Here is a 15,099-nt window from a genome sequence, read left to right on the forward strand (position 1 = left end):
GCACATCCTGCACTGGTCAATCTGGCGACGAACATCCCAAGCCCGAGCCCGCCGATCCCACTACCAGGGCAGACAGGCCAAGTGACGTTGGAGTATTAAGAGGGGGCCCCTCCTTCACCCACGACGGAGCGGGACCACGTGGGGGCCGTGCGGGCCGGGGATCACCCGGACGTGGGCGCGGTAGTGGCGGGCGAGCAAGGGCTCGGTGAGGACGTCCTCGGGTGGGCCGGCGGCGGCCACCAGGCCGTCGGCGAGCAGCACCAGGCGGTCGGCGTACTCGCCGGCGATGGAGAGGTCGTGCATGGTGGCGAGCACGGTCAGGTCGTGCTCGCGGCGGAGCTGGTCGACCAGCTCCAGCACCTCCTGCTGGTGCCCGATGTCCAGCGCGCTGGTCGGCTCGTCGAGCAGCAGCAGGGTGGCGCCCTGGGCCAGCGCCCGGGCCAGGAAGACCCGCTGCCGTTCCCCACCGGAGAGGGTGGCCAGCTCGCGGCGGCCGAACCCGCCCAGGTCGAGCCGGTCCAGCACCTCGTGCACGGCGGCCACGTCGGCGGCGGACTCCCGGCCCAGCGGCGGCATGTAGGGAGTGCGCCCCAGCAGGACGTAGTCGAAGACCGCCATGCCGGCCGGTACCACCGGCGACTGCGCGACCGTGGCCACCACCCGGGCCCGGTCGCGGCGGCGCAGGGCGTGGATCGGCGTACCGAAGAGGGAGACGGCGTCCGGCGCGGGCAGCAGGCCGCCGACGGCGCGCAGCAGGGTCGACTTGCCGGCGCCGTTGGGGCCGATCACGGTGACCCACTCGCCGACCGCGACGGTCAGGTCGACGCCGGCCAGGACCGGGTTGCCACCCAGCTCCACCCGCAGGTCCCGCACCTCGACCGCGGCTCGCGACAGCGGCTCACTCCGCGCGCTCATGCCCGCACCCCGCGGGCGGTACGCAGGATCAGCACGAAGAACGGGCCGCCGAGCAGCGCGGTGACCACCCCGATCGGGATCTCGGCCGGGGCGGCGGCGGTCCGGGCGACCACGTCGGTCAACGCCAGGAACGCGCCACCGAAGAGCATCGACAGTGGCAGGATCACCCGGTGGCTGGAGCCGGCGAGCAGCCGGACGGTGTGCGGCACGATGATGCCCACGAAGCCGATCAGGCCGGAGGCGGAGACCGCGGCGGCGGTGCCGAGGGAGGCGGCGGCGATCAGCAGGTAGCGGGAGCGCTGCGGGTGCAGTCCGAGGCTGCTGGCCTCGTCGTCGCCGAGGGAGAGCACGTCCAGCTCGCGCCGGTGTGCCAGCACCACCACGGCGGTGAGCAGGAAGTAGGGCAGGACCAGCAGCACGTCGTGCCAGCCGGCGGTGGAGAGCCGGCCGAGCAGCCAGGAGTAGACCTGCTGGAGGTTGTCGGAGTGCGCCTGCAACAGGTAGGTCTGGCCGGCGGCGAGGAACGCCGACACCGCCACCCCGGCCAGGATCAGCGTGGCCGGTGACCGGTCCCGGCCGCCGGCGGCGCCGAGCAGGTACGTCATCGCGACCGCGCCGAGCGAGCCGACGAACGCGGCGAGCGGGATGGTGACCGGCAGCCCGGTGAGCGCCCCGCCCGCCCCCGCGCCGAGCACGATCGCCGCGGTGACCGCGAGCCCGGCCCCGGCGGCGACGCCGAGCAGGTACGGGTCGGCCAGCGGATTGCGGAAGACGCCCTGGTAGCAGCCGCCGGCCAGGGCGAGCAGCGCACCGACGAGCAGGCCGAGCACCACCCGGGGCAGCCGCAGCTCGGTGACGATGGCGACCTCCCGCTCGGTGAGCCCGCTGTCCAGGTGCACCCCGGGCAGCAGGTTGAGCAGTTCGGCCGCGACGCTGCCGGGCGGCAGGCTGACCGGGCCGAACGAGACGCCGGCCACCAGCGCGACCAGCACCGCCACCAGGCCGGCGAGCAGCCAGCGCTTGCGCAGCCCGGCCGGCCGGGCCGGGGCGTCGGCGCGTGCCGCGCCTCGGCGTGGTCGGGGCAGCCGGCCGGCCGGCCGGGACGCGTCGGGCGTCCCGGCCGGCTCGGGGTCCACCTGTCGTACGGCCACGGTCAGGCCGGGACCTTGGCGGTGGCGTCGACGATCGTCCGGAGCAGGTCGACGACGCGCGGGCCCCAGCGCGAGGCGACGTCGTCGTCAAGCGCCACGATCTGGCTGTTCTTCACCGCGGTGACGCCGGCCCAGCCGCTGCGCGCCTTGACCGTGTCCGCGCTCTGCTGGCAGCACTTGGTGTCGGCCAGGAAGACGAAGTCGGGGTTGGCCTTGACGATGACCTCCTGCGAGAGCTGCGGGTAGCCGCCGCTCTTGCCATCGGCGTCGGCCGGGTCGGCGATGTTCTCCAGCCCGGCGAGGGCGTAGATGGTGCCGATGAAGGTCTTGCTGGTCGCGCTGTACAGCTCCGGGCCCAGCTCGTGGTAGTAGGTCAGCTTCTCGGCGCGCTTGGGCAGGTCCTTGGTGAGCGCCGTGATGTCGTCCTTCATCTTCCGCACCACGGCGTCCGCCTCGGCCGGGTGGCCGGTGAGCTTGCCCAGGTCGGTGAGCTGCCGGTAGGTGTCGTCGAGCGTGGTCGCGGCCGGGGCGAGCAGGACCGGGATCTTCAGCGCGACGAGCTGGCTGGCGATCTTGTTGGTGTCGTTGGCGATCACCACCAGGTCGGGGCTCTTCGCGGCGATCGCCTCGGCGTTCGGCTGGTAGCCGGAGAGGTCGCTCTTCGGCGCGTCCGCCGGGTAGTTCGACTGGTCGTCGACGGCGGTCACCTGCTTGCCGGCGCCGACGGCGAAGAGCATCTCGGTCGAGGTCGGCGAGAGCGAGACGATCTTCTCGGGGCGCTTCTCCAGCGTCAGGTTGCCCACGCTGGCGGGGAAGGCACCGCCCGAGGCGCCGGCGGCGGGGGTGTCGGGCGAGGTCTTCTCGGCGCAGCCGCCGAGAAGCAGCACGCCGGCCGCGAGCGCGGCGGCGAAGAGCCGAGGGGTACGTCGAATCATCGGTCCTCCTGTCGGTCGAGGAGCGTGGTGCTTCGCCGACAGGTGGAAGGCCCGTCCGCGAGGCGCCCTTCCTCGAGAGCGCATGTCGCGACCGGGCCGCAGGCGACCTGGCTCGTCCCACGTCCGTCGGCGCCGGCGGGAGGCCGACGCCGCGCGTACGGGGCATCACAGTTGCGGGACAGCGCCGGTTTCGCACCGGCTTCGCTGTGGCACGGTCGGTGCCACGGTAGCGCACGACCAGCGGAGATCGCCCGGACGGGAGGGTGGGTGGGGACCCCGGCGGGGGTGGAACCGGGGTCCCCACCACTGGTGGTGAGGTCAGCAGTACTGGCTCTGCTTGCCGATGGCCCGGTACGGGCAGTCGGCGTACTCGGACAGCATCAGCACGGCGTCCCGGTTGCGCGAGGTCTGCGCCGGGATCACCTCGTCGGGCGGGTAGAAGCCGCCGCCGGAGGACGAGCCGGGGTACATCTCGAAGGTGTACGCCCAGATCTTGTGGGTGCCCCACATCCAGTCGATGCTGGTGCCGTCGGCGATGTAGAGGTCGCTGGACTGTTCCGGGGTGTAGCCGTTGGTCGCCGCCATCTGCTGGCCGATGGTGGCGAACGTGTTGTACTGGTCGGCGTTCATCCCGGTGGCGGTGTTGCTGTACGTGTAGCCGTACGGCCAGAGCACCAGCTGGGAATAGGTGTGGAAGTCGATGTTCGTCTTGATCTGCTGCACGCCGCCGACGACCCGGCTGTTGACGAAGTTGCGCAGCGCCGCGGTCTCCGGGGCGGAGAAGGCGGACGGGCCGCGGTAGGTCTCCGACGACTTCGTGCTCGACGAGCCGCCGCAGCAGCCCCACTGGTAGCTCCAGTTGCGGTTCAGGTCGGTGCCGACGTACGTGGAGCCGCTGTTGGGCTGCCGGTTCTTCCGCCAGGAGCGGTAGGAGCCGGTGGCGATGTCGTACTCGCTGCCGTCGGGGTTGACCGTCGGCACGATCCAGATCTCCCGGGAGTTGACGATGTTGGTGATCCGGGAGTCGCTGCCGTAGTTGTCGGTGAAGAGGTTGAGCAGGTAGATCGCCATCTCGACGGTCAGGTGCTCGCGGGCGTGCTGCTGCGCGTTGAACAGGATCTCCGGCTCGTTCTCGTCGGTGCCGACGTTGTCGGAGATCTTCACGGCCATCAGGTCCCGGCCCTGGTAGGACGTGCCGATGCTGAGCTTTCGGGCGATCGTCGGGTGGTCGGCGACCACCTTGTTCACCACCGTGGTCAGCTCGGCGTAGTCGTGGTAGTTCGAGTCGGCGGGTGGGAAGGCGTACGCGGTCGCGCCGCCGGCGGGCGCCGGGGCCACGTCCTTCTCCAGCCGGAAACCGAGCCGGGTGATCGCGGCGGCCTCGGCGGTGGTCGCCGTGACGTGCAGCACACCGTGTTCGGAGTAGTCGATCGCGGCGCCGGTGCGGGCGACCGCGGTGCGGTCGGCGACGGTCCGTGGGCCGAGCACCCGGTAGGCGACGGCGGCCGGCTCGCCGGCCCGGTCCGGGGTGGGGCGGGCGCCGGCCGGCCCGGCTGCGGCGATGACCAGGGTCAGGCCGGCGGCGGCGACGAGCGCCAGCCGCCGGCGGATCGGGAGCGTGCGGAAGGCCATGAAAAACCTCCTCGGGGTACGGGAGATCCCGTTGTCCGCACACTTCACCAGGAGTCACATGGTCATATCAATATTCATCTTTCTCTGGGCCCATCCCGACCGGATCCTCACCCCGGCAATGATTTTCCATGGCCGAACATCTGGCGAAACTTCCCGCCAAGCGCGACAGTGAACGGCGACGATGCCGTTTCCCCCGTGGAGCTGCCATGTTCGGAAGACCCCTGCGTACGGTCGCCCTCGCCGGCCTGACCGCGCTCACCCTCCTCGCCACCACCGCACCCGCCCAGGCGCACGGCCCCCGGCCGGGCGTCACGCACGACGAACAGATCACCTTCCAGGAGTTCTCCCGGTACCCCGACTGGCGCGGCGGCTCGCACCAGGGCACCCGCGCCGTACCCGGCCGGCACCCCGCGCTGACGATCGGCCGGCCGGCCGGCACCACCGAGTTCACCGACGAGCACACCGGCGCCACCCGCACCTGGGAGTACGCCACCTGGACCTCGCCGGAGCGGCGGATCGGGTTCGACGCCACCGAACTGGTCGCGTCGTGGAACGCCAGCACCCCGGCCGGCACCTGGATCCAGGTCGAGCTGAACGGCACCTACACCACCGGGGAGCACACCCCCTGGTACGTGATGGGCCGCTGGGCCTCCGGCGACCAGGACATCAAGCGGTCCACCCTGGACGGCCAGGGCGACCCGTGGTCGAGCATCTGGACCGACACGTTCTCCATCGACGACGCCGCGGCCGGGGTGCTGCTGCGCTCGTACCAGCTCCGGCTGACGCTCTACCGCGCGCCCGGTCAGGCCGCCGCGCCGCAGGTGCGGATGCTCGGCGCGATGGCCTCGAACGTGCCGGACCGGTTCACCGTCACGCCCAGCCGGGGCGGCATCGCCTGGGGCACCGAGCTGGCCGTGCCCCGCTACTCGCAGAACGTCCACATCGGCGAGTACCCGGAGTACGACGGCGGCGGCGAGGCCTGGTGCTCCCCCACCTCCACCGAGATGGTGGTCGAGTACTGGGGCCGCAAGCCCTCCGCCGAGGACACCGCCTGGGTCGACCCCTCCTACGCCGACCCGACCGTCGACCACGCCGCCCGGATGACCTACGACCACGAGTACGACGGCGCCGGCAACTGGCCGTTCAACACCGCGTACGCCGCCGGTTTCCCGGGCCTGGAGGCACGGGTCACCCGGCTGCACTCGCTGGACGAGGCGGAACGGTTCATCAAGGCGGGGATCCCGGTGGTCACCTCGCAGTCGTTCCTCGCCAGCGAGCTGGACGGCGCCAACTACGGCACCTCAGGGCACCTGTTCGTGATCGTCGGCTTCACCGCCGAGGGTGACGTGATCGTCAACGACCCGGCCTCGTCGTCCAACGAGGCGGTGCGCAACGTCTACCAGCGCGAGCAGTTCGAGCAGATCTGGCTGCGTACCAAGCGCTACCGGGCCAACGGCACGGTGGCCTCCGGTTCTGGCGGCATCGCGTACCTGATCAAGCCGACCGACCGCCGGTGGCCGGCGGTCCCGGGCTCGACCAACTGGTGAGCGGCTCGGGCCCGGCGCGGAGTCCGCGCGCCGGGCCCGGCTGCCCGGGCTAACGGGACGGGGCGAACGAGACGGCCGGGGCGGCGGCCTTCGCCCGGCGACCGCGGATCTTCCGGATGATGATCACCACCCAGGCCGCCAGCGCGGCCACGCCGGCCACGGTCAACCCGGTCACCAGCAGGTAGGTGGAGCCGCCGGTGGTGGAGAACACCCCGGCCCGCGCCCCGGTGTCCCGGGCCGGTGCGGTGCCGCCCACGGCGAGACCGTCCGGCGCGTCGTAGAGGATCACGTCGGCGCGTCGGCCGCCGCCCTGGTCGGCGGCGAAGGTGCCGCGCCACTCGCAGTTGCGCCGGCCGCAGTCCTCGTGCACCGCGGTGAACGTGCCCGGCGTGCCGCCGCCGTTCTTCGCCTCCCAGGTGGGGGCGAGATCGGTGGCACCCATCATCAGCCCGATGGCCGCGATGACCGGCAGGCCGAACCAGACGAACACCTTGGTCCGCCATCCGTCGATCTTGTTCAGGAAACTCACGGCGGCTGACCCTAGCGGTCGGATCGGCCGCCCGCTGCCCCGTTTCCGGGCTCAGCCCTCCCGGCGCTCGCCCTCCGGCTCGGCCTGGTCGTCACCGGCCAGCGCGGAGCGCAGCCGGTCCTTCTCCGCGCGACGCCGCTCCGACGCCTCGGCCATCTCCCCGGCCATCTCGTCCCGCCAGCCCCGGAGCAGGAAGAACGACAGCGCGGCGGAGGACACCAGCGCCAGCATCAACCGGAGGAACATGTTCATCTCGACGAACCAGAGGGCCGCCAGCACGCCGACGAACAGCCCGACCCGGCCCAGCGTGTACTTGACCGCCGCGCTCATGCCCGATTTCCCACTCTCTCCGCGCCTCAGCCCGTACGCCGGGCCAGCCAGTGCACGCCATGAAACCAGATGACCGCGTAGACCACGGTGAACACCGCCGCGGCCAGCGCGCCGGTGAACAGCGCCGGCAGCCCTGCGGCCAGCCCGGCCGCCAACAGCCCGGCCAGGACGCCGACCCCGATGCCGACCAGCGCGGCCAGCACCCGGGCGGCGCCGAACTCCCAGGCCCGGAAGTCGTCCCAGAACAGCCAGAGCGGCAGGATCACCGCCAGCCAACCGTTGGTCCGCCCGAACCCGCCGGCGCCCACGGCGGCGAACGCCCACTCGAAGAGCAGCAGCGCCAGCACCCCGATCACCAGGCCGGCGAGCGTCACCCCGAGCAGGTCGCCCAGGGTGAGGATGCGTCCCTCGGCGTCCCGCCGGGGGAACGCGCGCTGCTGCTCCTGCGTACCCATCGCCGAGGTCAGGCCCAGACCTGCTGCGGCTCGGAGCGGCGCTCGGCCATCGACGGCGCGGCGTCGTACTCGCGGACGGTCTCGTAGCGGGTGTTCCGCTCCACCGGGCGGAAGCCCGCGTCCCAGATCAGGTGCAGCAGGTCGTCCCGGTGCATGGTGTTCGGCGTGCCGTACGAGTCGGCGTCGTGGGTGATCTTGTATTCCACAACCGAGCCGTCCAGGTCGTCCACGCCGAAGTTGAGCGAGAGCTGGGCCACCGAGAGCCCGTGCATGACCCAGAAGCACTTCACGTGCGGGACGTTGTCGAACAGCAGCCGGGAGACCGCGAACGTCTTGAGCGACTCGGCCGGCGAGGCCATCGTGGTGCGGGCCTGGATCCGGTTGCGCACCTTGCCGTCCGCCGAATCGACGAAGTCGTGCTGGTAGCGCAGCGGGATGAAGACCTGGAAGCCACCGGTCTCGTCCTGCAGCTCGCGCAGCCGCAGCACGTGGTCGACCCGGTGCCGGGGCTCCTCGATGTGGCCGTAGAGCATGGTCGCCGGCGTCTTCATGCCCTTCGAGTGGGCCAGCGCGTGGATCCGCGACCAGTCCTCCCAGTGGCAGGCGTGGTCGACGATGTGCTGCCGGACCTCCCAGTCGAAGATCTCCGCGCCACCGCCGGTCAGCGACTCCAGCCCGGCGTCCATCAGCTCGTCGAGGATCGCGTCGGCGGTGAGCCCGCTGATCTTCTCGAACCACTGCACCTCGGTCGCGGTGAACGCCTTGAGGTTGACCTTCGGCAGCGCGGCCTTCAGCTCGCGCAGCACCTTGGGGTAGTAGCGCCAGGGCAGCGTCGGGTGCAGGCCGTTGACGATGTGCAGCTCGGTGAGCTGCTCGTCCTCCATCTCCTTGGCCTTGCGGACCGCCTCGTCGATCCGCATCGTGTAGGCGTCCTTCTCGCCCGGCTTGCGCTGGAACGAGCAGTAGGCGCACGACGCGGAGCAGACGTTGGTCAGGTTGAGGTGTCGGTTGACGTTGAACATCACCCGGTCGCCGTTGAGCTCGGTGCGCTTGTGGTGAGCCAGCCGGCCCAGCCAGGTCAGGTCGTCACTCGCGTAGAGCGCGACGCCATCCTCGCGGGTCAGTCGCTCCCCCGCGTAGACCTTTGCTTCGAGCTCGCGCTTGAGTCCGGCGTCCATCCGACAGCCACGTCCTTCCACCTGGGGTCCCGATCGAGCGTACGTCGCGGGTCGGACGGACCGCCGCCGCGGTCCACCGCAGCGACCCGGTTCACCGCCCGTCACCCTCCGCACATCGACATCGCTGCGTCGGTGAGGTAAGACAAGAGTGGGGCGGAACACACACCAGTGCCGTCCTGTCTCATCACGCCCACGACGCGTGGCGCGCACCAGACCGGACGGGGAGCGGAATGGTCGACAGCACCAAGGCCCGACGGCGACGAGGCCGGCCACCAGTGATCTCACCGGTGCTGCGTCCCGCGCTCTGGTCCGCCCTGCTCGGGGCGGTCGCGGCCGCGGCGCTGGCCACCCCCGCCTGGGCCGATCCGCTGCCCGACACCATCCCCAGCTCCGGCTCCCGACCGCAGGTCACCGGCACGCTCCAGCTGCCCACCGGGGCGGGCGCCGGTCCCGGCGCCACGATTCCCGGCGCCACGGTCCCGGGCGGCGTGGCGGGCCTGCCGGGCACCACGACCGGCGTCACCAACCCGGCCGACGGCCCGCTGATCGCGCAGATCAACCAGGTCGACGCCCGGGTCGCCCAACTCGGCGACGACCTCCTGCGGATCAAGGGCGAGCGCGACGCGGCCCAGACCGAGCTGACCGCGGCCACCGGCCGGCTCACCGAGGCCCAGGCCGCGCTCACCCGGGCCCAGGAGAACGCCAAGAGCGCCGCGGCCGAAGCGGTCAAGGCCGACGCCGCGCTGCCGCCCGGTGAGTTCGGCGCCAGCCTGCGTCAGTTCAGCGACCTCCAGCGGATCACCCGGGGCGACAAGGCCGAGGGCGCCAGCACGTCGGTGACCGGTGAGCTGCTCCGCGCCACCGACGACGAGCGGGTCGCCCGCGAGGCGCACGCCTCGGTCCAGCGGCGGGTCACCGAGAAGACCGCCGAGTTCACCCGTGTCGAGACGGACCTGCACAAGCAGGAGGCGGCGCTGCTCAAGCTGCGCCGCGACAACGCCGCCAGGCTGCTCGTCATCGAGCGCCGGGAGGACGCCGCCGAGCAGCAGCGCGGCAACCCCTACGTCGTCAACCAGAGCATCAACGGCCTGGTCGCCGACCCCCGGGCGCTCGACGCCGTGCGCTACGCCCTGGCCCAGCTCGGCGACCCCTACCTCTGGGCGGCGGAAGGGCCGGACCGGTTCGACTGCTCCGGCCTGATGCTCGCCTCCTACCAGGCGGCCGGCTACCGGGGCCTGCCGCGGGTCTCCCGGGACCAGTACTTCGCGACCCGGTCCCGCACCGTCAGCCCGAACGCGCTGCTCCCGGGCGACCTGCTCTTCTTCGCCTCGAGCAGCAGCTGGGCCAGCATCCACCACGTGGCCATGTACATCGGCAACGGCAAGATGGTCGAGGCGCCCCGCACCGGCGACGTGGTGAAGATCTCCGTGGTCCGCTGGTCCCGGCTCTACGCCGCGACCCGGGTGGTCGGCGCCGTGCCGGCCCCGGCCACGCCGGTGCCGGCCCCGACCGTGCCGACCAACCCGCCCACGTCGAAGCCGACGCCGAAGCCGACGAAGACCGGCACGCCGAAGCCCTCGGGCACGCCGAAGCCGACGCCGAAGCCGACCGGGTCCAGCCCGACGCCCACCCCGTCGACGAGCACCACGCCGCCGACGACACCGAGCCCGTCCGAGTCGCCGAGCCCGTCGCCGAGCCGCACCGCCACCGCCGAGCCGGACACGACCTCGGCGAAGCCGACCGAGAGCGCCGCAGCGCCGTCCAGCAGCTCGGCGAAGCCGGCCGAGAGCGCGGCCGGCAGCGACTCCGCGAGCCCGACCAGCGCCGGCTGACCCAACCGTCCGCTCCGACTGTGTTCCCGGGCCGGAATGTGGCACGGTGAGATCCAGGCACTTCCGACCGGCGCCACGGTCGGGGGCGAGCGTGGCTGCGGAGGGCGAGATGGGCGAGCAAGAGGTTCCGGCGGAGACGGTCCACCCGGGATCCAGGCCCGACCCCGTCGGTGACTCCGACGAGCGCCCGGCGGCGCCGGTGGCCGTGGCACGGGCCCGGGTCAGCGTGGCCGGCTCGGCCGTGCCGCCGCCGTCGGGCGGCGAACGCACCGGGCCGCCCGCCACCGCCACCACCTATCGCGCGGGCGCTCCGGCGGAGACCGCGCCGCCGCTCGACCGGCGCCGCCCCGGAGCGACGGTGCCGCCGTCCAGCTGGTCCGCCTTCGCGGCCGCCGACCTCCCGGCGCCCGACTCCGAACCGGCCGCCGACCTCCCGGCGCCCGACTCCGAACCGGCGGGCGACCGCCCGACGCCCGACTCCGAACCGGCTGGTGATCTCGCGGCGCCCCGTCCCGGAGCCGCCGATCTCCCGGCGTCCTCGCCCGTCCCGGCCGACCCGGGCCCGGCTCTCCCGGTCCCCGCCGCGTCGGCCCTCACCGCGCCGGCGTCCGCGACCACCGGCGAGGCCGCCGACCCGCCGTTCCAAGCCCCCGACGACGCCCGAGAAGCCGCGACCGGCGGTGGCTCGACGGCAGTCGCGCCGGCGCCCCGGGTCTCCGGGTCCGCCCAGGTGCCCGGGCAGCGGGAACCGGACGATCCGCCGGGAGGCGGCGCCGCACCGCGCCAGCCGGACGACCGGTTCGCCGGGCGGGCCACCCCCGCACCGCGTACCGACCCGCCGGCGGCGCGGGCCAGCGCGTCGGTGCCGGGCCTGAGCCGGGTGTCCGCCGACGAGGTAGCGGCCTCCGTGGCGACCGCTCCCGCCGCCGCGAAGGTCTACCGGGCCGGCCCGGTCAGTCCCGAGCCGCCGGAGCCCGCCCAGCCACCCGAGCCGGCGCAGCCACCGGCGCCGCACGGCCCCGAGCCCGACCCGGCACCGACCCCGGTCCCGGGTCCGACGCCCCCGTCGCCCGCCCCGCCGGTGCCCGAGCCGGAGCCGCCGCTCCGCCCGACGCCCCCGATGCCCATCCCGCCGGTGCCCACGCCGTCCCCGGCGCCCGGACCGGTCCCGCCCGGACCGATCCCGCCGGTGCCCGGGCCGCCCGCGCCGCCACCGGGACCACTGGTGCCCCCGCCGCCCGCGCCGCCGGGCCCGATGCCCGCGCCGCCGTTCCCGCCGCCGCCGGCGATGGCCGGTGCCGCCGGCACGCCGCCGGCCTGGGCCGGCACGTACCCGTCGCCCCCGCCGCCGGTGGTGCCCGCGCCGGCGCTGCCGACCTGGCCACCGCCGGCCGCCCCGGCCCGGGGCGCCGAGGCCACCCGTCCGGTACGCCCGCAGCCGGGCAGTCAGGACCTGGCCGGAACCGCGTACGGCGGCACCGAGGGTCCGGGCTTCGCCACCGTCTCGTTCCCCCAGGGCAGCCCGACGGAGAACTCCGGTTCGCTGACCGGCCACATCCTGGCCCAGGGCTGGTCCGAGGACGCACCGACCGCCCGGGCCAGCAACACCAAGGTCATCATCGTGCTGGCCGTCGCGCTGACGGCGCTGATCGCCATCAGTCTGCTCGTGGTCTTCCTGGCCAACGACGCGTTGAGCGGACTGACCGGCTCGATGCTGGCCCGCTGACGGGGTGAGCCCGCCCACTACGGCCGCGCGGTGAGGTGGCCGTGTCGGCGGATCGCCGTACACTTGTCGGGATCACTGACCCGGCGCGCGCCGACTGCGCGCCCATGGGCGATCTTGCGGGCGATTCGACGGCGTAACGGCGCCGCGGCGGGCCATCGCGAAGATGCGCCCCGCTCGAAAGGCATTTCTTGACCACCTTCGCTGCCTCCGGCACGTCCCCGTCCGTCGACCCGACCATCGACACCACCGACTTCGCCTCGCTCGGCCTGCCCCGGCCGCTGGTCGAGGCGCTCGCCCGGCAGGGCATCACCACTCCGTTCGAGATCCAGCGGGCCACCGTGCCGGACGCGCTCGCCGGCCGCGACGTGCTCGGCCGGGGCCAGACCGGCTCGGGCAAGACGCTCGCCTTCGGCCTCCCGTTGATCGGCCGGCTCGCCGACCGCAACCGGGCCCGGCCGCTGCACCCCCGCGGCCTGATCCTGGTTCCCACGCGTGAGCTGGCCATGCAGGTCAACGACGCGCTGGTGCCGCTCGGCAAGTCGGTCGGCATCTTCCTGAAGACCGCGGTCGGCGGCGTGCCGTACGACCGGCAGATCGACGCGCTGCGCCGAGGCGTGGAGATCGTCGTGGCCACCCCCGGGCGGCTCGGCGACCTGATCGCGCGCGGTGTCTGCCGACTCGACGACGTCGAGGTCACCGTGCTGGACGAGGCCGACCAGATGGCCGACATGGGCTTCCTGCCCGAGGTCACCGAACTGCTCGCGAAGACGCCCGCGAACGCCCAGCGGCTGCTCTTCTCGGCCACTCTGGACAACGACGTCGACACGCTGGTCAAGCGGTTCATGACCGACCCGGTCACCCACTCGACCGCGCCGGCGACGGCCGCCGTGTCCACCATGGACCACCACATGCTGCTGATCCCGCCGCACGACAAGTTCGCGGTGACGGCGTCCATCGCCGCCCGTGACGGCCGCACCATGGTCTTCGCCCGTACGCAGCTCGGCGTCGACCGGCTGGTCGAGCAGCTCACCGCGGTCGGCGTGCGGGCCGGTGGCCTGCACGGCGGCAAGACCCAGCGGGTGCGCACCAAGACGCTCGCCGAGTTCCGCGAGGGACGGATGAACGTGCTGGTCGCCACCGACGTGGCGGCCCGCGGCATCCACGTCGACGGGGTGTCGCTGGTGCTGCACGTGGACCCGCCGAAGGACCCGAAGGACTATCTGCACCGGGCCGGCCGTACCGCCCGGGCCGGCGAGTCCGGCGCGGTGGCGACCCTGGTCCTGCCCAAGCAGCGCCGGACCACGCTGGCCATGCTGGAGAAGGCGGGCGTCGAGCCGTCCCAGGCGCGGGTCCGCGCCGGCGACGAGGCGCTGGCCGAGCTGACCGGCGCGCGCGAGCCGAGCGGCGTGCCGGTGCGCGAGGAGCCGGAGCCGCGCCGCGGCGGTCCTCGCCGCTTCGGCGACCGGGACGGCCGCGGCTTCGACCGCGGCGGCCGGAGCTTCGACGGCCGCGGTGAGCGCCGCTACGGCGACCGGCCGACCGGCGACCGCCGCTACGGCGACCGGCCCACCGGCGAGCGTGGCTACGGCGACCGGCCCAGCGGCGAGCGCGGCTACGGCGACCGGCCGACGGACGGACGTGGTGAGCGCCGCTACGCGGACCGGCCCAGCGGCGAGCGTGGCTACGGCGAGCGCCGCTTCGAGCGGCCCGAGGCCCGGGACGACCGGCGCTTCGGCGAGCGGCGGTCCGACGACCGCGGCGACCGGTTCGGCGGCCGACCGGCCGGTGAGCGGCCCTTCGGCGAGCGCGCCGAGCACGGCCGGACCGGCGGCGACCGACCGTTCGCCGACCGGAGCCGGCCGGCGGGCGAGCGCGGCTACGACCGGGACGCCCGGCGAAACGACGACCGGCCCGCCGGCGGGCGCGGCCTCGGTGAGCGCCGGCCCGACGACCGCCCGCAGGGCGAGCGGCGTTTCGGCGACCGGGACGCTCAGGGCGAGCGGCGCTTCGGCGATCGGGGCGACTTCCGGCCGGCTGAGCGGCGGGGCGGGTTCCGCTCCGAGGGGCGCGGTCGGGACGACCGGCCGCGCGACGACCGGCGCGGTTTCGGCGGGCGCCCGCCGGCTCGTACGCACTGATCCGGGGCCCCCGGAGATCACCTGGCCGAACGCCGCCGTCGAGCATCCGCTCGGCGGCGGCGTTCGCGCATCCGCTGCCGGTGGCCGCCGGCTCGCGTAACGTCCGGTCCATGCCGAAGTCGCTCTTCTGGACCAGGACCGACACCGCCGGCTCCGAGCACGTGGTGCTCGACGACCGCGACGGGCTGACCGCGCAGGGCGTGGCGCTGGCCGTCGACCCGATTCCCTACACCTGCCGCTACCGCCTGACGATCGCGCGGGACTGGTCGACCAAGCGGTTGGAGGTCGACGCGGACGGCGCCGGTTGGGCGCGGAGCGTACGCCTGGAGCGGGGCCGCGACGGGTGGCGCGTGCGTACCGGTGAGGAGGGCGACCTGGACGCGGCGTTGCGCGCGGCCGGACACCCGCAGGCCGGCCTGCCCGGTACGGACGACCCGGACCGGCTGGCCGAGGCGCTCGACGTCGACCTGGGCGGTTCCCCGCTGACCAACACGCTGCCCATCCGCCGGATCGGGCTGGGCCGGCTCCCCGCCGACCTCGCCACCAGCGTGACGGTCGCCTGGGTGCTGCTGCCCGGGCTGGCCGTGGTGCCGGCCGAGCAGGTCTACACCTCGCTCGGCCCGGGTCGGGTCCGCTACGCCAGCGGCACCTTCAGCGCCGACCTGCAGGTGGATCCGGACGGCTTCGTGATGCGCTACCCGGGGCTCGCCGAGCGGGTCGACCCCCGCTGA

Annotated in this window: 12 protein-coding genes, 1 pseudogene and 1 riboswitch; of the genes and pseudogenes, 5 read left to right on the forward strand and 8 right to left on the reverse strand. The window is 73.7% G+C overall.

The window, feature by feature from the left end; genetic code table 11:
• Positions 1-114: 114 nt before the first annotated feature.
• The 4 genes and pseudogenes from ACGFI2_RS12575 to ACGFI2_RS12590 form a co-directional block, all read right to left on the reverse strand.
• Positions 115-894, reverse strand: coding sequence for an ABC transporter ATP-binding protein (locus ACGFI2_RS12575; RefSeq protein ID WP_393515794.1), 780 nt, complete (start codon positions 892-894; stop codon positions 115-117).
• Positions 895-911: 17 nt separating this feature from the next.
• Positions 912-2,000, reverse strand: a complete 1,089-nt coding sequence (locus tag ACGFI2_RS12580) for a FecCD family ABC transporter permease (RefSeq protein WP_393515797.1) — start codon at positions 1,998-2,000, stop codon at positions 912-914.
• Positions 2,001-2,068: 68 nt separating this feature from the next.
• On the reverse strand, positions 2,069-3,001 hold the full coding sequence (locus tag ACGFI2_RS12585) for an ABC transporter substrate-binding protein (RefSeq protein WP_393515006.1): 933 nt from the start codon (positions 2,999-3,001) through the stop codon (positions 2,069-2,071).
• Between the two features lie 106 nt (positions 3,002-3,107).
• Positions 3,108-3,201: riboswitch (cobalamin riboswitch) on the reverse strand.
• 121 nt (positions 3,202-3,322) lie between these two features.
• Positions 3,323-4,633, reverse strand: a pseudogene (locus ACGFI2_RS12590) (M14 family metallopeptidase); the annotation flags it as partial.
• Positions 4,634-4,839: 206 nt separating this feature from the next.
• On the opposite strand from ACGFI2_RS12590, the gene ACGFI2_RS12595 reads away from it, so the two are divergent.
• Positions 4,840-6,180 (forward strand): C39 family peptidase, encoded by a 1,341-nt coding sequence (locus ACGFI2_RS12595; RefSeq protein ID WP_393515009.1) that lies wholly within the window; start codon positions 4,840-4,842, stop codon positions 6,178-6,180.
• Positions 6,181-6,229: 49 nt separating this feature from the next.
• Here the strand turns inward: ACGFI2_RS12595 and ACGFI2_RS12600 are convergent, their stop codons facing one another.
• From ACGFI2_RS12600 to mqnE, 4 genes are read right to left on the reverse strand one after another with little or no spacing between them, the layout of a single operon-like run.
• Positions 6,230-6,709 carry a hypothetical protein gene (locus tag ACGFI2_RS12600; RefSeq protein WP_393515012.1) on the reverse strand — a complete coding sequence of 160 codons (480 nt, stop codon included), beginning with the start codon at positions 6,707-6,709 and terminating at the stop codon, positions 6,230-6,232.
• A gap of 51 nt (positions 6,710-6,760) precedes the next feature.
• Entirely contained in the window at positions 6,761-7,039 is a 279-nt protein-coding gene (locus ACGFI2_RS12605; RefSeq protein ID WP_393515015.1) for a DUF4229 domain-containing protein, read from the reverse strand.
• Between the two features lie 26 nt (positions 7,040-7,065).
• Positions 7,066-7,494, reverse strand: a complete 429-nt coding sequence (locus ACGFI2_RS12610; protein WP_393515017.1) for a hypothetical protein — start codon at positions 7,492-7,494, stop codon at positions 7,066-7,068.
• An 8-nt stretch (positions 7,495-7,502) separates the two neighbouring features.
• Positions 7,503-8,672, reverse strand: a complete 1,170-nt coding sequence (gene mqnE / locus ACGFI2_RS12615; RefSeq protein WP_393515020.1) for an aminofutalosine synthase MqnE — start codon at positions 8,670-8,672, stop codon at positions 7,503-7,505.
• Between the two features lie 230 nt (positions 8,673-8,902).
• Between mqnE and ACGFI2_RS12620 the strand changes: the two genes are divergently transcribed.
• From ACGFI2_RS12620 to ACGFI2_RS12635, 4 genes are all read left to right on the forward strand, one after another.
• Positions 8,903-10,504, forward strand: a complete 1,602-nt coding sequence (locus ACGFI2_RS12620) for an NlpC/P60 family protein (RefSeq protein WP_393515023.1) — start codon at positions 8,903-8,905, stop codon at positions 10,502-10,504.
• Positions 10,505-10,613: 109 nt separating this feature from the next.
• A complete protein-coding gene (locus ACGFI2_RS12625; RefSeq protein ID WP_393515026.1) occupies positions 10,614-12,230 on the forward strand; it encodes a hypothetical protein in 1,617 nt (538 codons plus the stop codon).
• Between the two features lie 188 nt (positions 12,231-12,418).
• The gene (locus tag ACGFI2_RS12630) at positions 12,419-14,368 is read left to right on the forward strand and encodes a DEAD/DEAH box helicase (RefSeq protein WP_393515029.1); all 1,950 of its coding nucleotides are present in this window, start codon (positions 12,419-12,421) and stop codon (positions 14,366-14,368) included.
• Between the two features lie 110 nt (positions 14,369-14,478).
• Positions 14,479-15,099, forward strand: coding sequence for a putative glycolipid-binding domain-containing protein (locus tag ACGFI2_RS12635; RefSeq protein WP_393515032.1), 621 nt, complete (start codon positions 14,479-14,481; stop codon positions 15,097-15,099).

The organism is Micromonospora sp. NPDC049282 (assembly GCF_043197045.1).
Taxonomy (GTDB): domain Bacteria; phylum Actinomycetota; class Actinomycetes; order Mycobacteriales; family Micromonosporaceae; genus Micromonospora.